The sequence below is a fragment of the Streptomyces meridianus genome, assembly GCF_023703325.1.
In the GTDB taxonomy this organism is placed as follows: Bacteria; Actinomycetota; Actinomycetes; order Streptomycetales; family Streptomycetaceae; genus Streptomyces; species Streptomyces meridianus.
The window spans coordinates 1-21,338 of sequence record NZ_JAMQGM010000070.1 but is presented as its reverse complement, the minus strand read 5'-3'; the positions used below and the strand labels follow the sequence as shown (position 1 = coordinate 21,338).

The following is a 21,338-nucleotide window of genomic DNA, read 5'->3' as shown; positions in this document are numbered from 1 at the left end:
ACCGGCTCCGTGGCAACCCGGAGGACACTACGGACTGCCCCCACAGGTGTCAACTCGCGTCGGGCAGCGTCGGTCAGGGCTCTGGACCGCCACAGGCCGCTCCGACTGACAGTCGGAGCGGTCAGCTCCCCTGCGCGCCGGGCAGGGCGAATTCGCACCAGACAGCCTTGCCGCCCCCAGGTGTCCGGCGCGCTCCCCAGGTCGAGGCAATGGTGGCGACAATGGAGATGCCGCGCCCCGCCTCGTCGGCAGAGGCCGCCGAGCACCGGCGCGGAAGATGTTCGTCCCCGTCCGTGACCTCGATGATCAGCCGGCGGTTCGTCCGGCGCAGACGCAGTCTCATCGGCGGCACGCCGTGCTGAAGCGAGTTGGCGACCAGTTCGCTCACCGCAAGGACTCCGAGATCGCAGAGTTCCGTGGGGAACCGCCAGCTCGCAAGGACGCCGGTGGCGAAGGCCCGGGCGCGCGGCGCGGCCTCCACTCCACCGAGCAGATCCAGGGCCGCGTTGTGGTAGAGCTCCGCATCCTGTCCGGTGCGAGCGGGGTGCTGCAGGACCAGCACAGCCACGTCGTCGTCGTGCTCGGCGGTGACCCCCAGCGCCCGCAGCAGCCGGTCACAGACGACCTGTGGCGCACCTGTCGCGCCGGCCAGCGCCCGTTCCAGCGCGGCGACACCTTCGTCGATGTCCTCGCCGCGCCGCTCGACGAGGCCGTCCGTGTAGAGGACCGCGGCCGACCCGGGAACCAGCGCCAGCGACCCCGAGGCGTAGAGCCACCCCCCGGTGCCCAGCGGGGGGCCGGTCGGCTCCTCGGCCCGGCTGACCGTGCCGTCCGGATCCCGGACGAGGATCGGAAGGTGGCCGGCGGAGGCGTAGTCGACCCGCCCCTCGTTCGGATCGTGCACGGCATAGACGCAGGTGGCGATCTGGCTGGCGTCGATCTCGGCAGCGAGACCGTCCAGGAGCTGGAGCACCTCGTGCGGGGGGAGGTCGAGGCGGGCGTAGGCCCGCACCGCGGTGCGCAGCTGGCCCATCACGGCGGCGGCACGGACGCCGCGGCCCATCACGTCACCGATGACCAGCGCGGTCCGCCCCGCTCCGAGAGTGATCACGTCGTACCAGTCGCCGCCGACGGCGGCCTCCGTGCCGCCCGGGAGGTACGTCGCAGCGACACGCAGATCGTCCGGTTGCTCCAGCTCCTGCGGCAACAGGCTGCGCTGCAGCGTGACGGCAGCCTCACGCTGACGCCGTTCGCTGGCCCGCAGCCGTTCGGCGACCTCGACCTGGTCCGTCACGTCCGTGGCGAAGACGAGAACCCCCTGCTGGGGGCCTCCGGCCGGAGCGTTCTCTTCGGGGGCAGCCGGGGCAACGGCGATGGGCGTGCACGTGAAGGTGAAGTGGCCGTGGCGGACGTCGCCGCCGTCAGGCGTGCAGGTCAGCGCGACACGGCGGGACTTGACGGTGCGCGGCCTGCCGCTGCGCCGGACCTGGTCGAGCAGCGACAGCAGCCCGAGTTCCCCGAGTTCCGGGAGGGTGTCGCGCGCGATCCCCCCGGGCTTCCGCGGACCGAAGACGGCGGTATAGGCGTCGTTGAGGTAGCAGACGCGGTGCTCGGGGCCGTAAACGACGGCGACAGGGCCGGGCAGTTGGCACAGGACGTCCCGGACGGCCAGCCCGTCGACCGTGGCCCTCCCGGGTCCCCTGTCCGGCGCCTCCACCCGGGGCGTACCCACGCGGGCGGAGGGCACCGCCCCGGCCGGCCCCGGGACCCCGCCCTTCACCGGCGGCGCGGACAGCCCTGAGCGGGCGGCGCGGCCCGCCGCACGTCGCTGTGAGCCGGGGAGCCGGGAGCTCCAGCGCGTGAAATTCACTGAGTTCGCCTCGCGAGGTCGCTTCGGGTCGACGGATCCGGCCGGACGCGGCCCGGCCGGTGGATCACACTGTGCATTCGCGGATTCACCCATGGTCACACGTTCAGTGTGCCGAACGGGCCTGCGGACGTCGCACGGGACACCGCGCGCTGCTCGCCGGACCCGGTGACCGGTCAGCTCGTCTCGTTGTGGCGGCCGGTTCCGGCCGCGAGCTCGAACTCAGCCCTGGGGTGCTCCAGCGAGCCGAGCGAGACGATCTCGCGTTTGAAGAGTCCGGACAACGTCCACTCGGCGAGAACCCGTGCCTTGCGGTTGAAGGTGGGGATTCTGCTGAGGTGGTACGCACGGTGCATGAACCAGGCAGGGTAGCCCTTCAACTTCCGTCCGTACACGTGCGCGACGCCCTTGTGCAGACCGAGGGAGGCCACGGATCCCACGTACGCGTGCCGGTAGTCCTGCACCGGCTCGTCACGCAGGCTCGCGACGATGTTCCGGGCGAGCAGCTTGGCCTGGCGCACCGCGTGCTGGGCGTTGGGCGCACACTCCTTGCCGGGCTCGGCAGCCGTGATGTCCGGGACCGCGGCGGCGTCACCGGCGGCCCAGGCGTTCTCGGCGCCGTCGATGCACAGCGCAGCGGTGCACTTCAGCCGCCCGCGCTCGTCGCGGGGCAGATCGGTGGAGGCCAGGACCGGATGGGGCTTGACCCCGGCGGTCCAGACGAGGGTGCGGGTGGGGAAACGCGAACCGCCGCTGAGGACGGCAACCCGGTTCTCGACCGACTCCAGCCGGGTGTCGAGGCGGACGTCGATGTTGCGGCCGCGCAGCTCGCGGACCGCGTACGTGCCCATCTCCTCGCCGACTTCGGGAAGGATCCTGCCGGTCGCCTCGACGAGAATCCACTTCATGTCGGCGGAACTGACGTTGTGGTAGTAGCGGGAGGCGTAACGGGCCATGTCCTCCAGTTCGGCCAGAGCCTCCACCCCCGCGTACCCGCCGCCCACGAAGACGAAGGTCAGGGCTGCGTCACGGATCGCGGGGTCGCGGGTCGACGACGCGATGTCCAGTTGCTCGAGCACGTGGTTGCGCAGCCCGATGGCCTCCTCGACGGTCTTGAAGCCGATGCCGTGCTCGGCCAGGCCCGGAACGGGCAGGGTCCGGGAGACGGAGCCGGGTGCGAGGACGAGGTGGTCGTAGACCATGTCGACCGGCTCGGAGCCCTCCTCCTCGGTGGCGAGGGTGGCGACGGTCGCGGTGCGCTTCGCGTGGTCGATGGAGCGGACCTCGCCGATGACGACCTGGCAGTCGTCGAGGACCCGGCGCAGCGGGACGACGACGTGACGGGGGGAGATGGAGCCGGCCGCAGCCTCCGGGAGGAACGGCTGGTAGGTCATGTAGGGCTCGGGGGCGACCACGACGACCTCGGCCTCGCCCCGGGCGAGCAGCCGCTGGAGTCGCAGCGCCGTGTACATGCCCACGTAGCCACCGCCGACCACGAGAATGCGCGCCGGTTCCGTCACTGAGGGTCTCCTCGCGTTGTCGCCCGGCCCCTCGGAACACGGCCGGGGTTCTCCGGGAGCCGCATGCCCGCGGAGATGTTCAGCACTCTCCCATGAGGCACCCGCGAGCGGGGTTTGTCCACAGGCTCGGCCGTTCGTCATACCGGAAGGCTTCCGCGGCGGGTCCGCAGGGACGGGCCCGGCGTGCGGAGCTCCGCAGGTCACGAGGGGGTGCCGGGGCTCCGGAGCTCGCGCTCGGGTACCGGCGGTGGACGCACCGTCGCCGGAGGGGCGGTCTGTACGCAATGCCCCCTTCTTTCTTGACCTGCACTCAACTATCTTCATGAGTCGTCGGGATGCCGGACCGCTCCCCGACTGACCGAAACGGGGCAGTCTCCGGGGGGAGACGTCATCACCGGGGGAAACATGCATATTCAGGACTCTCACCTGCCGTCGGCCGCTTCTGCCGGCAGCTCGCACACCGCAGGTGACTCCGTCGTGATCGCGGCGCCCTTCGGCGGGGTTGCGTCGAAGGAGAGCCGCACCGAGCCGGTACGCCCGGCTCCGCTGCGCGTGGACGCGCAGCGGAACCTCGAGCACGTCGTGCGCGCCGCCCGCGAGGTGTTCGGTGAGTCGGGGTACGGCGCTCCCATGGAGGACGTGGCCCGCCGCGCACGGGTCGGGGTCGGCACGGTCTACCGGAGATTCCACAGCAAGGAGATTCTGGTCGGACGGATAGCCGACGAGGAGACCGCCCGGCTCACCGAGCAGGCGCGGGTCGCGCTCAAGCAGGAGGACGAACCGTGGGCGGCGCTGTCGCGGTTCTTGAAAACCGCCGTCGCCTCGGGCTCCGGCCGGTTGCTGCCACCGCAGTTGCTGCGGGTCGGAGCAGCCCCGGAATCCTTGCTGTCCCCGGAGGACGAGTCAGCGCGGGTGCCGCAGCAGCGCCGGGTCCGGGCCGCATCGGAGCTCGGCGGCGGGGAAGCGGGGTTCGGGAACGAGGCGCCACAGGAAGGTCCGCCGCCGGCCCGTCCCGGGGTGGAGTCCCTGCTCGACGTGGTCGGTCAGTTGGTGGACCGGGCCCGGGCAGCGGGCGAGCTGCGGACGGATGTGACCGTCTCCGACATCCTCCTTGTGATGGCGACGCCGGCCCCCTCGCTGCCCGACGCGGGCCGGCAGGAGGCGGCCTCGGCCCGGCTCCTGGACATCCTGCTGGACGGCCTGCGCTCGCGGACCCGCAACTGAGCCGCGCCGCCCTCGGACCACCGCCGGCGCCACCCGCTCCCGGGACATGAACGGCTCGTTCAGGCGTGCCATTCACCCCGGACGGGTGGTCGGCGTCCATGACCCGGTGATCCGAGGGCGACCTGTGCGAGCCTGACGCCGTCTCAGTAGCGGCGGTACAGGAGTCGGGCGATGGGGGCAGACGGGCGGGGCGTATCCCGACCGCGCAAGGGCCGGGGACGGCGCTCCGAGGGAGCGGCGGCCGCCGGAGGACGGGGCCTGCCACGGCAGCGGCGCACTCCCGGCGGCCCAGCCGTGGCCGGAGCCGGGTCCGGTCCGGGTGCGGGTTCCGGGGAACGGCGGCTTCCACCGTCCGACAGTGCTCTGATCGCACGCACCCGCCGCGGCGACGAACATGCCTACGCGGAGCTCTGCCGCCGGCACGTCATGTCGGTGCGCCGCTATGCCCGGAGTTGCTGCCGGGACGGGCACGCGGCCGACGACCTGACCGGTGAGGTCTTCGCCCGGACGCTCCAGGCGCTGCGCCGGGGTGCCGGCCCCGATACGGCGGTGCGCGCCCATCTGCTGAGCACCGTGCGTCGGGTCGCGGCATCCTGGGCCACGACATCGGGACGCGCGTGGTTGGTGGATGACTTCGCGGCGTTCGCCGGCCGGATGGCGCAGACCGGTGGCCCCGGGGGTGACACCGTGGAGCCCGGGCCCGAGGTGCGGGCCCTGCACGAAGCCGAACGGACCCTGGTCGTCAAGGCGTTCCGCCGTCTTCCGGAACGCTGGCAGACGGTTCTGTGGCACACGACGGTCGAGAACGAGCCGCCGGCAAGGGCGGCTGTGCATCTCGGGCTCACCGCCGATGCCGCCGCTGCGCTCGCCCGCCGGGCTCGCGAGGGACTGCGGCAGGCCTATCTCCAGGCCCACATCAGTGCCTCGCGGGCGGTCGGGGGTGACTGCGCTCGGTTCTCCGACCGGATGGGCACCTACGTCCGCGGCGGATTGCGGATGCGTGCCGAGCGCGGGCTCCGGCAGCACCTCGCCGCCTGCGCACGCTGCCGGCCGGTGGCGCTCGAGGTGCAGCAGGTCAACGCGCGGCTGCGGACGCTGCTTCCCGTCGCCGTCATCGGCTGGTTCGCCTCCGACTACACACTCGACACGGTGGGGGCAGCCACAGGGGCAGCCTCGGCCGCGGCCGAATCGGACGCTCCGGCCGCCGCCCACGGCACCGATTCCGGGATCGCCGGGCCCACTCGGGGCGGGCACAGCGCGGGCAGGCCGGGCATCGCGGTACGAGCCGCCGTCGCGACTGCGGTGGCCGCGATCGCCACTGCCGGCGTCTTCGTGATGACGGCTGCGGACGGTGTTCCGGAGCGGCGTCAGGCGGGACCGCCCGTGTCCGCCCTGCCCACGCAACCACCGCACGACCGGACGCCGCCCGGCGACCAGCGGAACGGCAGACGACCGGAAACCGCGCCGGCGTCCCCCGGCCCGCCGTACGCGGCCCCTGGGAGCCCCGAGGGCCCCGCGTCCGGGGTCCCGGACGGAACCGGAGGATCAGCGGGGAGAACGACGCCCCTCCTTCCGGCCGGAAAGGCTCCGGACACGGGTGCACGCCCGCCCGCACCCCCTTCGGGACCGAATGAGGTGCCACGGCCCTGCGACGGTCTCGAGGTCGACCTTCAGATGCCTTTGGGCGAGTCGAGCACGCTGGGGGTCACCCTCGGTCCGGACGCGAAGGGCACGGGGACCCGCGGTGGCGAGGGGTCCGAGCCGGACCTCGTCTGCGACTGAGCATCGGCCGCGCAGGCGCGGTCAGGCTCTCCGTGCTGAACGCCGCCGACCGTCCCGGACGGCTTCGGCGCGACGGCGAGCATGGGGCGTGGCAGCCTGCTCCGCGCAACCCCGCCGCAGACACCGCGCCAGGAGGATGACGCGCCGAGTGGGCCGGTGCGGCCTCGCGTCCGGTACGGGCTGCGCCGCCTTCCGCGTGAACCACACGGCGCCCGCACGTGTTGGTGAAGCGTGCGACCCCGCACCGGACGAAGCGCCGTACGCGTACCGGACGCGCAACGACACTGCGCGGCACCTGCATGCCGCGGTCGGGCGTCAGGTTGCCGCACGCGTGGCGCCCCGCTCGGTGAACCTGCCCCTGCCGCTGGGAGTTGGCCCGCCGCCCTGCGGAGGCCGGCCGCGCAGAGGAGGCGGGCCCGACACGACGCCCCCCGGCCACGGCGCCGGGCCCCCGCACGCCCACCCGGGGGCACCGTCAGAGCGCCGGCCGGGGCACGACGCCACCCGCGACAGCCCGTCGGGGGGAGGCCGCGGAAGAACCCGTCCAACACGAGCCCCTCCGGGCCAGCAGCCGACGCAGCCACAGTTCCGTCGCCACGAGTTCGGCCAGGCCGTCGAGCGGCAGCACCTCACCCCGGGCCGATGCGGTGAGCGCCTCGCGGACCACACGGGCCTCGACCAGTCCGGCGTCGGCGAGCAGCGGGGCCTCGAACAGATCCGTCAGGTCGTCGGCCGAGGCGCGCAACCCGGCCCGTACGGCCGCCACCTGGGTGGCCTGGGACTGCGCTCCCCACCCCTCGGGCAGGTCCCGGATGCCCGCTCCCGCCAGCACCGCCCGCAGAATCGAGGCCCGCGCTCCCGGCTGCACCCGCAGTGCTTCGGGCAGTGCCCGGCAGGCCCGGACCACCTGATTGTCGAGGAAGGGCGCGTGCAGCCGCTGCCCCCGCACTTCGGCGGCCTGTTCGAGCACCCGGTGATCGGCCGCGTACCGGGTGAGTGCGGCGCGGGCCCGCCACTGCCCCGGGCGGTCCCCCGGGCCCCGTCCTTCCGCCGCCGACTGGAGGCGAACCGATACTTCGGCCAGCGCCTCCCCGGTCAGCCAGCGGGCGGCGGGACCGGGCCGGCACCAGGCGAGCGCGGCCAGGGACGCACCCACCGCTCCGTTGCGGGAAGCCGCTGCAGCCCCGCCCGGGTCCGTGGCCCAGTCGTCGAACCGGCGCTCCAGCAGCCGGCCGGCGACGTCCTGCACGCCCTCGCGGTAGGAAGTGCGGGCGAGCCGCCGCGCCGCGCGGTACACGGTGAACGGCACGGACAGCGAGTGGCCGCTGGGCCCGTCCGCCCGTGCCAGGGCAGCCACCGGCTTCAGCAGCCGGCGCCGCTGCCGGTCCATCAACAGGTCTGCAAGCCGGGCCGGATGCGCGTCCAGGACCTGCCGGGCGCCGAGTCCGAGCAAGTGGTCGGTGCTGCCCGAGGCCAGCCGCAGCCGGTGGCGCTCGGCGAGGACGAGCGACGGCCCGGGCTCGTCGGTGAGCGGGCCGCTGTCCAGACCCGCGTACGGCAGTGCCTCCTCGCCGGCCGCCACCACGACGTGGTGCAGCCGCGGGTTCTCGGCCAGGCTGCGCGCCCGCTCCAGCTCCGCAGCGCCGGCCGGACCGCCGTCGGCCGCAAGGTCGTTGAAGGTGACGGCCAGCAGCCGCTCCCCCGCGCTGGTGCCGTGCCCGAGCGGTGTGCCCGGAACTCCGGGCAGGCCGGCAGCGAGCAGCGCGATCGTCGAGGACGCGCTGCCTCCCGACAGATCGGCACCCACACCGAAGGACGGCCCCCGTGCAGTGCGGGCGCGCCGGTCGGCCGGTCCCAGGCCCGGCACCGGTCCGGGGTCCTGCGGTTCGGCCTCGGGCGCGTGCCGCGGTGCGGCGAGCCGGGTCCGTACCGCCTCCACCAAGGCGTCCCGCACCCCGTCGACCGCCCGCGCCGCGTCCGCCTGCGGCGCCGCGACGACAAGCGAGGCCGTCGGCTCGTACCCCTGGATCTCCCGGGTGCCGTCCCGCAGGATCAGCGCGTGGCCCGGCGGCACCCGGCGCACCCCGGCGTACGGGGTGTCGTCCCCGAGCGCCTCCGGCGCGTCGGGGCAGGCGAGAAGCGCGGCGAGATGGGACACGTCGAGCTGGGACTCGACCAGGTCGGCCAGCGGGAGCGCGGAGGTGGCGTAGGCCGTCCCGCCGTTCCAGGGCGTGTGGAAGACCGGCCGGGCACCCGCCAGGTCCCCGGTCACGGTGATGCGCCGGCCGATCCGGACCACGGTCGTGTAACTGCCCGGCCAGGCGGTCAGATGGCGCAGAGCGCCTCCCCGGGCCGTGAACAGGCCCGCGCGCAGTTGCTCGTCATCGGCACCGCAGCGGCCGAGAACGGCGAGCCGGGTGTCCGGATCGGGCTGGAGGATGCGCACCTCGTCGGGCCGCCAGTCCCCGACGATCCACAACGGATCCGGGTCCGCCCACAGCAGCCGCGCGCCCACCGGGTGCACGTTGCGCTGCCCGGAACGCGCCCTGCCCGCGGCCCGGGAACCGGCGGCGGCACTGCTCCAGCCGACCAACCACCGCATCGCCCCTCCACGCCCCGACCGCCAAGAAGTGGCCGTCATCATGCACAGCCGACTGCCGGATCCGGCTCCCGGCCCGGCAGCACCCGGCCGGGGTCCGCGACCGGCCCCGGCGCCTTGGTGTTCGGCCGCTCAGGGGTGCCGTGGCGGAACCGTCCCCGTTCGGGGACCCATGCTGCCACGGCGGGGCGGCGGCAGACCCGTTTCCGCGGACTGCGGGCATGATGTGGGGCCCCGCGGCGGGCGGTGCCATTCGGCCAAATCGGCCGCACCGGAACACCGTCCGCGATCGCTCTGGGCCCGGGAGACCGATGGAGCCTCCCGGGCCGGCCCACCGCTCGCGGGGAAGGGAGCGGCGGGCGTCGCAGCCCGGCACAATCCCCCGCGGCCGGGCCGACCCACGCCCGGCAATGGAACCGCCCGCCGTGGGGCGGCGGGCAGAGCGCACACCCGGGCGCACGGCCACACGGGTACGGGGCACAGCGGATCGCGTGCATCGGCCCGGACCACAATCTCGCCATCCGGACCATCGCCCCTTAACGGTAGGGATGCAGAGAACTACGCTGGGTTGACGATGCCTCGTGCCTATGCCGGGGTGGCGGTCGCTGTCGAGGGGTGCGCATGTCCAGGGAGCCACGCGGGCCGAACGAGAAGCTCGGCACTGTTCTCGCCCTCGCGGGAATCAGCAACGCCGGACTCGCCCGGCGGGTCAACGATCTCGGCGCGCAGCGCGGGCTGACGCTGCGTTACGACAAGACGTCGGTCGCCCGGTGGGTGTCGAAGGGCATGGTCCCGCAGGGCTCGGCGCCCCATCTGATCGCCGCCGCGATCGGCAGCAAGCTCGGCCGGCCCGTGCCGCTGCACGAGATCGGGCTGGCGGACGCCGACCCGGCGCCCGAGGTGGGCCTCGCCTTCCCGCGTGACGTGGGTGCGGCGGTACGGTCGGCGACCGAGTTGTACCGGCTCGATCTCGCCGGCCGCCGGGCGGGCGGCGGCATCTGGCAGAGCCTCGCGGGATCGTTCGCAGTGAGCGCCTACACCACCCCTGCGTCCCGCTGGCTGATAACCCCGGCCGACCCCTCCGCCGGCCGCGACACCCCCGAGGCGGAGACAGCGGCTGCGGGCGACCTCCCCGCCCAGCGCGTGGGCCACAGCGACGTGGCGAAGCTGCGGGAGGCCGCCGAGGACGCCCGCCGCTGGGACTCGAAGTACGGGGGCGGCGACTGGCGTTCGTCCATGGTCCCGGAGTGCTTACGGGTCGACGCCGCGCCCCTGCTGCTGGGCTCCTACGGCGACGCGGTGGGACGCGCACTGTTCGGGGCGACCGCCGAGCTGACCCGGCTGGCCGGCTGGATGTCCTTCGACACCGGCCAGCAGGAAGCCGCCCAGCGGTACTACATCCAGGCCCTGCGGCTGGCCCGCGCGGCCGCCGACGTCCCGCTGGGCGGTTACGTCCTGGCGTCGATGGGCCTCCAGGCGATCTACCGCGGATTCGCCGACGAGGGCGTGGATCTGGCGCAGGCGGCCCTGGAGCGCAACCGCGGCCTCGCGACGGCCCGCACGATGAGCTTCTTCCGGCTGGTGGAGGCGCGTGCCCACGCGAAGGCGGGCGACGCGCAGGCTGCCGGGGCCGCGCTGCGGTCGTCGGAGTCCTGGCTGGAGCGTTCCCGGGAGGGTGACGCCGATCCGGCCTGGCTGGGGTTCTATTCCTACGACCGGTTCGCCGCGGACGCGGCCGAGTGCTATCGGGATCTGCGGGCCCCGCGCCAGGTGCGGCGCTTCACGGAGCAGGCCCTGTCCCGGCCGACGGAGGAGTACGTGCGGTCGCACGGCCTGCGTCTGGTGGTGTCGGCCGTCGCCGAGCTCGAGTCCGGGAACCTGGACGCGGCGTGCGCGCAGGGCGCCCGGGCGCTCGAGGTGGCTGGGCGGATCTCGTCCGCCAGAACCACCGAGTACGTGCGCGACCTGTTGAACCGCCTGGAGCCGTACGGCGACGAGCCGCGCGTCGCCGAGCTGCGGGAGCGGGCGAAGCCGCTGCTGACCGCGCCCGTGTGAGGACACCCGTGCGCCGGACGCCGGACGCCGCGTGCCAGGGTGGGAGCGGCGACGCGGACCGCTGTGCCCTCTGTTCCCTGTTCCGCGGTGCCGTTGGGGTTTCGGCGCGTTGTCAGTGGGCCAAGGCATCATCGGGGCTGCCGGACGGACGACGGCCGGCGCCGGTCCGGGAGGTGAAGCGGTGACGTACGACTGCGACGTGCTGGTGATCGGGGGCGGGATCGTCGGCCTCTCGACGGCGTACGCGATCACGCGGAGCTCGCCGGGCACGCGGGTACTCGTCCTGGAGAAGGAGACCGGGCTCGCGCGCCACCAGACGGGGCGCAACAGCGGGGTGATCCACAGCGGGATCTACTACCGTCCGGGCTCTCTCAAGGCGCGTTACGCGGTCCAGGGCGCCGCGGAGATGGTGCAGTTCTGCGCGGAGCAGGGTCTGCCGCACGAGGTGACGGGCAAGCTGATCGTCGCCACCGAGCACGACGAACTGCCCCGGCTGCACGCCCTGGTGCAGCGCGGCCGGGAGAACGGGATCCCGGTGCGCGAGCTCGGGCCCTCGCAGATCTGCGAGCGGGAGCCCGCGGTGCGCGGGCTGGCGGCGATCCACGTCGGCACCACGGGCGTCTGCGACTTCGGTGCGGTGACCGAGCGGTTCGCCGACCTGGCCCGGGAGGCGGGCGCGGAGATCCGGTTCGGGGCGCGGGTCCGGTCGATCAGCCGCCGCGGCTCGACGGTCGGCGTGCTCACCATGGACGGCGCGGTGCTGCGGACCCGTGCCCTGGTCAACTGCGCCGGGCTGCACAGCGACGAGATCGCTCGGCTGGCGGGCCACGAGCCGGGCATGCGGATCGTGCCGTTCCGGGGCGAGTACTACGAGCTTCGGCCGGAGCGGGCCGGGCTGGTGCGCGGGCTGGTCTACCCGGTCCCGGACCCGGCCTTTCCCTTCCTCGGCGTGCACCTGACCCGCGGAGTCGAGGGAACCGTCCACATCGGTCCGAACGCAGTGCCGGCGACCGCCCGCGAGGGCTACCACCGGCGCACGGTGCGGCCCCGGGAGCTGGCCGGCACGCTCGCCTTCCCGGGGGTGTGGCGCATGGCGCTCCGCCACTGGCGGTACGGGACCGGGGAGGTGCACCGTTCGCTGTCCAAGCACGCCTTCACCCAGGCCGTCCGCCGTCTGCTGCCCGAGGTGACCACCGACGATCTGGTGCCCGCCCCGGCGGGCGTCCGGGCCCAGGCGGTGCTGCGGGACGGCTCCCTCGTCGACGACTTCCTCTTCGCCGAGTCCCCGCGCACGGTCCACGTCCTGAACGCGCCCTCCCCGGCGGCGACCGCCTCGCTGCCGATCGGCCGGGAGATCGCCCGCCGGGCGCTGGCGGCACTGGACACCGTCGCCGTCTGAGGTGGCCCGTTCCGCCCGCGCGGCCGGACCGTAGAATCGGTAGCACTGTGTCTGATGCGAACACCCTCCCCGCCGACGGCTCCGCCCGGAGCGCGGACGCCATGCCCGACTCCGGCCGTGCCCAGGAGCCCACCGTTCCCGGGGCCGGCGCCACGGCGGCGGATGCCCCCGGGGCTTCGCGTGGCGGCGGGATGGTGTTCCCGGGCGGCCCCGCCGCCGATCCGGCGGGCTCGCACCACGAGCGCCGGATCCGCAGCTTCCGTCCCCGCCGCGGCCGGGTCACCCCCGGGCAGGGCGACGCCCTGCGCAGGCTCTGGCCGACCTGGGGCCTGGACATCGACGGCCTGTACCGGCTGGACCTCGACGAGCTCTTCGGCGGACTGCCCGTCGTGCTGGAGATCGGCTTCGGCATGGGCGAGACCACGGCGCAGATGGCCGCGGCCGACCCCGGCACCGGCATCCTCGCCGCGGACGTCCACACCCCGGGCCAGGGCAATCTGCTGGCCCTCGCCGAGCGGGAGGGTCTCACCAACGTCCGGGTGGCGAACGGCGACGCGATCATCCTTCTCCGCGAGATGATCGAGCCCGGCACGCTGGCCGGACTCCGGGTCTACTTCCCGGACCCGTGGCCGAAGAAGCGGCACCAGAAGCGGCGGCTGATCCAGCCCGAGTTCGTCGAACTCGCGGTGTCCCGTCTGAAGCCGGGCGCGATCGTGCACTGTGCCACCGACTGGGAGCCGTACGCCGAGCAGATGCTCGAGGTGCTGACGGCCGAGCCCTCGCTGGAGAACGTCCGGACCGACGGCGGCTACGCCCCGAGGCCCGCGACGACGGGGCCCGGCGGACGGCCCTTGACGAAGTTCGAGGCGGCAGGTCTCGCCAAGGGCCACACCGTGCGCGACCTGCTGTTCCGCCGGATCTGACCCCACTCTCCCGGTACTGCGGCGACATCCGCCACCTCGCGGTTGCCGGACCGCGACGGCCCGCCCCGGGACAGCCGTCACCGGCCACCGTGGTCCCGGTCCGGGCCTGCTGGTTATGGTCGGGTGATGCACCAGCCGCAACCGCAGCAGCCCCCGGTCCCCGCGTTCGAGGCTCAGCCGCGTTTCGACGCCGTACCGGCGCCCGCGCAATGGCGCTACCGCCCCCGACGGGCACGCTGGGACAACCGGATGGTCCGCGCCGGCGCGCTGGTCATCCTGCTCGCCCTCTGCGGTCTCGTGATCCTCGCGCTGGTCCGCGAGCAGACAGGCACCGAAGGGTTCGTCGTCGGTCTGGGCCTGGCCGTCCTACCGGTGCCGCTGCTGGTGGCGGCGTTCCGCTGGCTCGACCGGGTGGAGCCGGAGCCCTGGCGGAATCTGGCCTTCGCCTTCGCCTGGGGCGCCTGCGCGGCGACCCTCGTCGCCGTCCTCGCCAACGGCTTCGCCGCGGACTGGGTGGCCTCCGCCGCCGGCGCCACCTCGCGCAAGCAGGCCGACGCATGGGCCGCGACGTTCGTCGCCCCGGTCGTCGAGGAGAGCGCCAAGGGAGCCGCGCTGCTGCTGCTGTTCCTGTTCCGGCGGCGCGACTTCGACGGCATCGTCGACGGTGTGGTGATAGCCGGGATCACCGCGACCGGGTTCGCCTTCACCGAGAACATCCTCTACCTCGGCAACGCCTTCGGCGAGGACCAGCTGCTCGGCTACTCGGGGCTCGCGTCGACGACGGCGGCGACGTTCTTCGTCCGCATCGTCATGTCACCGTTCGCGCACCCCCTGTTCACGGCCCTCACCGGGATCGGCTTCGGCATCGCGTCGGTCGCCGCGTCCAGGCAACGGCTCAGGCGGGTGTTCCTGCCGGTGACGGGTCTGCTGGCCGCCATGGTCGTGCACGGGCTGTGGAACGGCTCGGCCGGTCTGGGCGGCTACCAGTTCATCGCCGTGTACAGCCTGTTCATGGTCCCGGTGTTCGGGCTGCTGATCTGGCTGGTGGTCTGGTCGCGCAACAACGAACTCAAGACCGTCCGTACGCATCTGCCGGCCTACGTCGCGGCCGGATGGCTCACGCCCGTCGAGCCGCAGGCCCTGTCGTCGATGCGGACGCGTTCCTTCGCGCGGGGTTACGCCCGGCGCTCGCTCGGCCCGGCGGCGGCGCACGCCGTCGCCGAGTACCAGTCGCTCGCCACGGCGCTGGCATTCCTGCGCCGCCGGGCCCACCGCGGCGCGGTGGGCGCCGACTTCGCCGCCCGCGAGCAGGAGCTGCTGCACCACCTGTGGCAGCGGAAGGCGGTGGCCCGGCCGGCGCTGGCGCATGCCGCCCAGGTGACCGCGCCGGTCCGGGTACCGCCGCGAACTCCCTTGCCGCCGCAGTGGCACAGTGCTCCCGGGCGCCACCCGGGTCCCGCTCCCCAGCACCCGCCCGGCCACGGAGATCCGTACGGCGCAGCGGGGCAGCATCCTTTCGCGCCGCCCCCGTACGGCCCGCCGCCCGGCGCCCGCCCGCCCCGCAATCCGTAGCCGGACCGGAAGGACCGGCGGGAAAGCGAACCGGTTCAGCCGGTGGCCGGCTCCGCCTCCCGGGCCGAGGACAGCGGTTCGGCGATGTCCTCCAGGGAACGACGTTCCGCCTTCACGGCCAGGGCCGCTGCAACCAGCCCGGCCAGCGTCATCAGGGCGGCGCCGATGCAGAACGCGAGCGCGGTGTCGCCCGCGTTGCCCGTGCCGGTCAACTCCGCGAACAGCAGCGGACCGCTGATACCGCCCGCCGCCGTACCGACCGCGTAGAAGAAGGCGATGGCCATCGCCCGGGTTTCCATCGGGAAGACCTCACTGACCGTCAGGTAAGCGGAACTGGCACCCGCCGAGGCGAAGAAGAGCACGACGGCCCAGCATGCGGTGAGGGTGGTGGCGGTCAGCATGCCGCTGTCGAACAGCCAGGCCGTGCCGAACAGCAGCACTCCGGAGGTGACGTAGGTGCCGGAGATCATGATGCGCCGGCCGACGGTGTCGAAGAGCTTGCCGAGCAGAAGCGGGCCGAGGAAGTTGCCGACGGCTATGGCGACGAAGAAGTAGCCCGTGGAGGAGGCCGGTACGTCGTAGAACGCCGTGAGGATCGCGCCGAAGCCGAAGGTGATGGCGTTGTACAGGAACGCCTGCCCGATGAAGAGGGCCAGTCCGAGCACGCTGCGCCGCCGGTAGGTGCCGAACACCGTGCGGGCGACGGTGACGAATCCGGTGCTCCTGCGCTGCTGGACGGTGATCTCCCGGCCGGCCGAAGGCAGTTCCGTCCCCTTCTCGGCCGCGACCCGCGCCTCGATGTCACTCACCAGCTGTTCGGCCTCGTCGGCGCGTCCGTGGATGAACAGCCACCGGGGGCTCTCGGGCACGTTGCGGCGCACCAGGAGAATCACGAGTCCGAGGACGACGCCCAGCGCGAACGTCAGCCGCCAGCCCGTGTCGGCCGCGAAGATGTCGGTGTCGAGCATCACGACCGACAGCAGTGCACCACCCACCGCGCCCAGCCAGAAGCTGCCGTTGATCATCAGATCGACCCTGCCGCGGTACTTGGCCGGGATCAGCTCGTCGATCGCGGAGTTGATGGCCGCGTACTCACCACCGATGCCGAGGCCGGTGAGGAAGCGGAAGGTGAAGAACCACCAGCTGGAGTACGACAGGGCGGTCATGGCCGTGGCTCCGAGATAGACCGCCAGCGTGATGAGGAACAGCTTCTTGCGTCCGTAACGGTCGGTGAGCCACCCGAAGAGCAGGGCCCCCAGACATGCACCGGCCACGTACAGCGCCGCGGCCAGACCGGTGACCTGCGCGGAGGTGATCGGCAGCCCGCTGCCCTTCTCCGACAGGCGACCGGCGATGTTGCCGACGACCGTGACCTCGAGTCCGTCGAGGATCCACACGGTGCCGAGCCCGATCACCACCGACCAGTGCCAGCGCGACCAGGGAAGGCGGTCGAGCCGGGACGGAACGGCGGTGGTGACCCGGCCCGTCCCCACGGCCCCGCCCAAGGAGTCGGCGTCTCTCATCGCAACCTCCTCGTGCCGAGTCCGGGGCCCGTGCCCCGGCAGTCAACTCAGCCGAGCGGTTGCCCCGGCCCGCCCGGATCAGTCCGGTACGGGCCGGGAACGCCCATGCCGCGCTGCGCGCGACGGTGTGCGGTGCCGGTGCGTCAGATGTTCAGGCCGAACTTCCGCAGCCAGCTCATCGGGTCGATCGGGCTGCCGCCGCCGGGCCGCACCTCGAGGTGCAGATGCGCTCCGGTGACGTTGCCGGTGGCGCCCACGCGGCCGATCGTCTCGCCGACGCCCACCTTGCCCGAGGTCCTGTCCATGGACGACAGGTGGCAGTACCAGATCTCGGTGCCGTCGTCGAGCGTGAGGACGATGCGGTAGCCGTACGACCCTGCCCAGCCGGCCTGGGTGATGGTTCCGCCGTGGACGGCCCTCACCGGGGTGCCGGTGGGGGCCGCGAAGTCCTGACCGGTGTGGTCGTTGGCCCACAGCGAGCCGGCCGCACCGAAGGACGAGGTGAGCGTGAAGGAGGAGACCGGGAGCTTGTACGAGGCTGCCAGCTTGGCCCGTCGTTCGGCCTCCGCCTTGCGCTCGGCCTCCTCGGCGGCCTTCTTCTTCGCGGCGTCCGCCTCGGCCTTGGCCTTGGCGGCCTGGGCCGCGGCCTTCTCGGCGGCGGCTTCGGCCGAGGCCTCGCGGTCGGCGTTCTCCGCCGCGCTCTGCTGCTGCTCGGCCTGACGCATGATGCGGGCGCGCAGGGTCTCACCGGCGTCGGAGCGCGCCTCGGCGGATGCCGCGGCCTCGGTGCGTCCGGACATCAGGGAGGTGAGGCCGGGCAGGGACGCCGGATCCGGGAGCTTGTCCTTGACCTGCTGCGGCAGGTCGGGCATGGAGATCGTGACGGGGGGCCGCTCGTTCGCGGTGGCCATGCCGCCCGCGCCGACAGCGGCGATCATGCCGACTCCGAGGACGGCGCTGCTGCGCGCCACGCCGCCGCGCTGTCTGGCGACGCGATGGCGCCCCCGCACGGGGGCGACGGATTCCTCCGTGGGGTTCCACTCGGCGCCGGGGCCTTCGTGGGACTCGGGTCCCGCCCCGAATTCGGGGAATGCGGTGGTTTCGGGTTCACGGTCGGCGAACTCGCCGAAGAAGTTGAACTCGGTGTGCTCCGGGCCGTCTGTCGTTCCGGACCGGGAGGCGAATGCGGTGCCGAGACCGGTCGGCTCGTACCAGGGCTCGGGGGCAGGCCTGTTGGACGCCACGCGGGCGCGCTCCTTTCCTTCCTCTCGCCTACCGGGTTAGCTGACGGGTTCGGAGCAGGAAGGTCCCCTACGGGCCGAAAACGGCCCGATTCACCCCAAGTTGGTGGTTCCCCGGTTCCCTGGACGCCGGTGTTGCGCCTTCAGGATTCGGCGACGGCGCACGGTGCCGCCTCTTGCGGCGGCTGCGAAACCGCGCTGCGTTATCGAACGTTAATAGACCCATGGGGCGGATTCCAAGCCGATGCGAATGATCCTTGAAGTTTTCGTCGAGAACACAACCGGACAAGGCGCCGCAGAAGCGGGCGAGTTGTAGACGAGTTGAGGGGATGTCGTAAACCTCCATCTGCCGATCGTTCGCCAGTTGTTGCACTATGGGCATTCGTGTGGTCACGTAAGGTGACCGGCGGCCTCGGCGTGCAGACTCTTCGGAGACCCCTTGTCCTGCCGCCCCTCGTCGGGGCGGCTGACGGCGAGCAGCGCCATGTCGTCCGTGAACGGGCCGCCGGCGTGCCGGGCCACGTCCGCGACCACGGCGTCCAGGAGTTCCCGCGGCCCGCGGAAGCTCCGGCCCCGCATCCGCGCCTGCGGATCGTAGAACCCCCCCTCGGCGTCGCGGGCCTCCGTGACCCCGTCGGTGAAGAGGAAGAGCAGGCACCCGGGAGGAAAACGGAACTCGTCCACGCGCCCGCCCGGGGCACCCAGCTCGCCGAGCCCCAGAGGCAGTTCCGCAACAGCCGGCTCCGCGACCCGGATCCCGCCGTCCGCGGAGAGCAGCAGCGGCGGCGGGTGGCCCCGGTTGTACAGCCGCACCACGTCCCGGTCCGGCGCGGCCTCCGCAAGGACCGCCGTGGTGAAGCCCTCGGAGCGGTTGAGCCCGTCGACCGCACCGGTGTCGCGGCGCAACGCCCGTTCCAGCCGACGCGCAAGTCCGTCCAGCGTCGGTTCCTCCTCCGCGGCCTCCCGGAAGGCGCCGACGAGGACCGCCACCACCTCGACCGCCCCCAGCCCCTTGCCGCGCACGTCTCCGACGATCATGCGCACTCCGAACGGGGTCGACTGCACGGCATAGAGGTCCCCACCGACCAGGGTCCCGGAGACGGCCGCCTCGTAGCGGGCCGCGACCCTCAGACCGCCCGTGCGCGCCGGGGGCGTCGGCAGAACCGCGCGCTGGGCGGCCTCCGCTATGTCGCGGGCGGACGCGAGGCTGCGCTCCCGCCGGCGCACCACGGTGTTGATGAACAGGGCGAGGACGGCGACGGTCAGTACGGTGATCAGCTCAGTCAGCGACTCGAGCTTCATGAACGTGCCGTCCTCGGCGTGCAGCCCGAGGATCGCGATGACGGATGCCGTCCCGGTCACGACCGTGCCCCGGAACGTGAACAGGGGGGCGGCGATCATCGGCGCGGCGGAGAAGAAAGGGGCGGCGGTGAGCTGCACGGGGACCGTGAACTCGAAGACGAGCCCGCCGACGATCAGGGCACCCGGGAGCAACCGGGCGATGCGCTGTCCGAGCAGGGCGTACCGCGCCCCTGTTTCCGGCCCCTGCCTGACTGGCAACCCCACGTCGTCTCCCCGAATGCCGCGCCGCCGCCGGAGCAGGTCATGCGCCTCGGCCATCCGCCCGAAAAACGCCTTTTGCTCCTTTCGAGTACTTTAGAGGTATGAAAAGGCGCCGTCGCGCAGGACCGGGTCGCGCACTGCTCGGCCCCCTTCTCGCTGTCATCGCCGCAATTCTGCTGGCCCTGGCCGCATCCGCCCCCGGCGCCCGAGCTGCGGACGGGCTCTCCGACGCGGCACAGTCCCTGCGGCAGGGTCCGGTGTACGTGGACCCACGGGCCCAGGACCTGCTGCCGCCACGGGACGCCGACGCCCTGGCCGACAAGATCAAGAAGGCCGACAAGCCCGTCTTCGTCGCCGTCCTCCCCCAGGCCTCCGAGTTCAAGCCCGCCACTCTGCTGCAGGACCTGCGCACCCAGGTCGGGATCACCGGCGTCTACGGTGTCCAGCTCGGCGACGGTTTCGACGCCGGCGCCGACAGTCAGGTCATGTCCCGCAACGCCGTGGCGAACCTGACCGGGTCGGTAGAGCGGGCCAACGGCGGCGACACCAAGGCGCTGCTGAACGACTTCGTGGACGGAGCCACGGCCGACGCCAACGGCCAGGCCCCGTCGAGCTGGTCCGGAGTACCGGACAACCCGGGGCCGAGCGGCATCGGCAAAGCGATCACCCTGGGTGTCGTCCTCGTGCTGCTCCCCTCGGCGCTGCTCCTGCTCTACGCCCGCGGCCGCAAGCGCCGTGTCGACCTGGACCGGGCACGCCTGGAAACCCTGCGGCCGGTCGTCGACGAGGACATCACGACGTTCGGCGAGGAGCTCGACCGCATCGGATTCCGGCCCGCGTCACCCGAGGCGGACGACGCCATGCGCGAGGACTACGGCCGCGCCCTGGACTCGTACGAGCGGGCCAAGAGCTCCATGGCCGCCGCCCGCCGGTCCGCGGACGTCCAGCCGGTGACCCGGGCCCTGGAGGACGGCCGCTTCGCGCTCGCCACCGTCGAGGCCCGGCGCGCCGGCAGGCCGCTGCCTGAGCGCCGGCCGCCCTGCTTCTTCGACCCCGGCCACGGTCCGTCCGTGAAGGACGTCACGTGGGCGCCCGAGGGCGGCACCGAGCGGAGCGTGCCCGTGTGCGGCGCCGACGCGACCCGGCTGGAGTCGGGCGAGGAACCCCTGGCCCGCACGGTGGAGACCCCGGGCGGCCGCAGGCCGTACTGGGACGCCGGCCCCGCATACGCCCCCTGGGCTGCCGGGTACTTCGGCGGCGGCCTGCTGCCCGGCCTGATGTTCGGAACCCTGCTCGGCCACGTCATAAGCTCGCCGGCCGCCTACGCCGGGTCCGATTTCGGCGGCGGGTACGACGGCGGCGACGCATCCGGGGCCGACTTCGACGCCGGTGACTTCGGCGGCGGAGGGTTCGACGGCGGCGGGTTCGGCGGATTCGACGGCGGCGGCGGGTTCTGAGCCGCCGGGGGCACCGCCTCCACGGTTCCCCCGCCCCCACGGTCCCGTCCTTCCGGCCGGTCCGCAGCGGATTCCGGGGTAGGCGGACCCCTCACGGCGCTGCGCCGGGCCCCCGGGACGGGCGGTGCGCATCGCAGCGGCCTGAGGGGGCAGACGCACGATGACCGAATGAGGCAGGAATCCGACTTGAGGAGTGTGCCGCGGTGATTGCCGGAATCATTGTTGTCTGCGCGATAGTGGCCGTCCTGGCCTTTCTGGTGCCGCGCTTTTCCCACCGCCCGCAGCGCGGTGCCCAGAGCTCGCTGGGAACCGGATCACAGGTGGCGGGCAAGGCGCCCGGCCCGCTGGGGCGACTGCTGAGCAAGCCGTTCAGCAGCGGCTCGCGCTGGGTGGGCCGCAGCGGTGCAGCGGGGCGTCGCACCCGAGGGCGGATGCCCTTCTGACCGGACCCTCGCGGCAGCGACTGCGCTGCCGCCACAGACTTCTGAACAGCAGTCAGGCCCGGACCGTCCGGTCCGGGCCTGTCCTCTTCGGTAGGCCGTGTGGGACTCGAACCCACAACCAATGGATTAAAAGTCTGCGTCGGTGCCATGGGAGCCTAGTTGATCTCCCT

Annotated in this window: 14 protein-coding genes and 1 riboswitch; of the genes, 8 read left to right on the top strand and 6 right to left on the bottom strand. The window is 73.1% G+C overall.

The features are described 5' to 3' along the window. Nucleotides 1-121: 121 nt before the first annotated feature. Nucleotides 122-1,870 carry an ATP-binding SpoIIE family protein phosphatase gene (locus M1E25_RS25020; RefSeq protein ID WP_251419507.1) on the bottom strand — a complete coding sequence of 583 codons (1,749 nt, stop codon included), beginning with the start codon at nucleotides 1,868-1,870 and terminating at the stop codon, nucleotides 122-124. A gap of 173 nt (nucleotides 1,871-2,043) precedes the next feature. Continuing rightward, a complete protein-coding gene (locus M1E25_RS25015) occupies nucleotides 2,044-3,387 on the bottom strand; it encodes an NAD(P)/FAD-dependent oxidoreductase (protein ID WP_308290476.1) in 1,344 nt (447 codons plus the stop codon). 405 nt (nucleotides 3,388-3,792) lie between these two features. On the opposite strand from M1E25_RS25015, the gene M1E25_RS25010 reads away from it, so the two are divergent. Together M1E25_RS25010 and M1E25_RS25005 are read left to right on the top strand one after the other, a co-directional pair. Further along, the gene (locus M1E25_RS25010) at nucleotides 3,793-4,611 is read left to right on the top strand and encodes a TetR/AcrR family transcriptional regulator (RefSeq protein ID WP_251419505.1); all 819 of its coding nucleotides are present in this window, start codon (nucleotides 3,793-3,795) and stop codon (nucleotides 4,609-4,611) included. Nucleotides 4,612-4,905: 294 nt separating this feature from the next. After that, nucleotides 4,906-6,393 carry a sigma factor gene (locus M1E25_RS25005; protein WP_251419504.1) on the top strand — a complete coding sequence of 496 codons (1,488 nt, stop codon included), beginning with the start codon at nucleotides 4,906-4,908 and terminating at the stop codon, nucleotides 6,391-6,393. 475 nt (nucleotides 6,394-6,868) lie between these two features. Here the strand turns inward: M1E25_RS25005 and M1E25_RS25000 are convergent, their stop codons facing one another. After that, entirely contained in the window at nucleotides 6,869-8,995 is a 2,127-nt protein-coding gene (locus tag M1E25_RS25000; RefSeq protein ID WP_251419502.1) for an asparagine synthase-related protein, read from the bottom strand. A 618-nt stretch (nucleotides 8,996-9,613) separates the two neighbouring features. On the opposite strand from M1E25_RS25000, the gene M1E25_RS24995 reads away from it, so the two are divergent. The 4 genes from M1E25_RS24995 to M1E25_RS24980 all read left to right on the top strand — a co-directional run bounded on the left by M1E25_RS24995 (nucleotide 9,614) and on the right by M1E25_RS24980 (nucleotide 14,941). Continuing rightward, on the top strand, nucleotides 9,614-11,047 hold the full coding sequence (locus tag M1E25_RS24995; protein ID WP_251419500.1) for an NsdA family TPR-like regulatory protein: 1,434 nt from the start codon (nucleotides 9,614-9,616) through the stop codon (nucleotides 11,045-11,047). 181 nt (nucleotides 11,048-11,228) lie between these two features. Continuing rightward, on the top strand, nucleotides 11,229-12,446 hold the full coding sequence (gene lhgD, locus M1E25_RS24990; protein ID WP_251419498.1) for an L-2-hydroxyglutarate dehydrogenase: 1,218 nt from the start codon (nucleotides 11,229-11,231) through the stop codon (nucleotides 12,444-12,446). Between the two features lie 101 nt (nucleotides 12,447-12,547). Beyond that, complete coding sequence (gene trmB / locus M1E25_RS24985; RefSeq protein ID WP_251419509.1) at nucleotides 12,548-13,369, top strand: tRNA (guanosine(46)-N7)-methyltransferase TrmB; 822 nt, start codon at nucleotides 12,548-12,550, stop codon at nucleotides 13,367-13,369. A gap of 126 nt (nucleotides 13,370-13,495) precedes the next feature. Next, complete coding sequence (locus tag M1E25_RS24980) at nucleotides 13,496-14,941, top strand: PrsW family intramembrane metalloprotease (protein WP_251419496.1); 1,446 nt, start codon at nucleotides 13,496-13,498, stop codon at nucleotides 14,939-14,941. Between the two features lie 35 nt (nucleotides 14,942-14,976). Here M1E25_RS24980 and M1E25_RS24975 read toward each other — a convergent pair whose 3' ends face one another. The 3 genes from M1E25_RS24975 to M1E25_RS24965 all read right to left on the bottom strand — a co-directional run bounded on the left by M1E25_RS24975 (nucleotide 14,977) and on the right by M1E25_RS24965 (nucleotide 19,271). Then, a complete protein-coding gene (locus M1E25_RS24975; RefSeq protein ID WP_251419494.1) occupies nucleotides 14,977-16,464 on the bottom strand; it encodes an MFS transporter in 1,488 nt (495 codons plus the stop codon). A 143-nt stretch (nucleotides 16,465-16,607) separates the two neighbouring features. Then, the gene (locus M1E25_RS24970) at nucleotides 16,608-17,708 is read right to left on the bottom strand and encodes a M23 family metallopeptidase (RefSeq protein WP_251419493.1); all 1,101 of its coding nucleotides are present in this window, start codon (nucleotides 17,706-17,708) and stop codon (nucleotides 16,608-16,610) included. A 10-nt stretch (nucleotides 17,709-17,718) separates the two neighbouring features. After that, nucleotides 17,719-17,871: riboswitch (cyclic di-AMP (ydaO/yuaA leader) on the bottom strand. A gap of 224 nt (nucleotides 17,872-18,095) precedes the next feature. Next, nucleotides 18,096-19,271 carry a PP2C family protein-serine/threonine phosphatase gene (locus M1E25_RS24965; protein WP_251419491.1) on the bottom strand — a complete coding sequence of 392 codons (1,176 nt, stop codon included), beginning with the start codon at nucleotides 19,269-19,271 and terminating at the stop codon, nucleotides 18,096-18,098. A gap of 98 nt (nucleotides 19,272-19,369) precedes the next feature. Between M1E25_RS24965 and M1E25_RS24960 the strand changes: the two genes are divergently transcribed. Both M1E25_RS24960 and M1E25_RS24955 read left to right on the top strand, forming a co-directional pair. Then, a complete protein-coding gene (locus M1E25_RS24960) occupies nucleotides 19,370-20,725 on the top strand; it encodes a hypothetical protein (RefSeq protein ID WP_251419489.1) in 1,356 nt (451 codons plus the stop codon). A gap of 203 nt (nucleotides 20,726-20,928) precedes the next feature. Continuing rightward, nucleotides 20,929-21,168: a DUF6411 family protein gene (locus M1E25_RS24955; RefSeq protein ID WP_251419487.1), complete on the top strand. Its 240-nt coding sequence runs from the start codon at nucleotides 20,929-20,931 to the stop codon at nucleotides 21,166-21,168. Nucleotides 21,169-21,338: the final 170 nt, after the last annotated feature.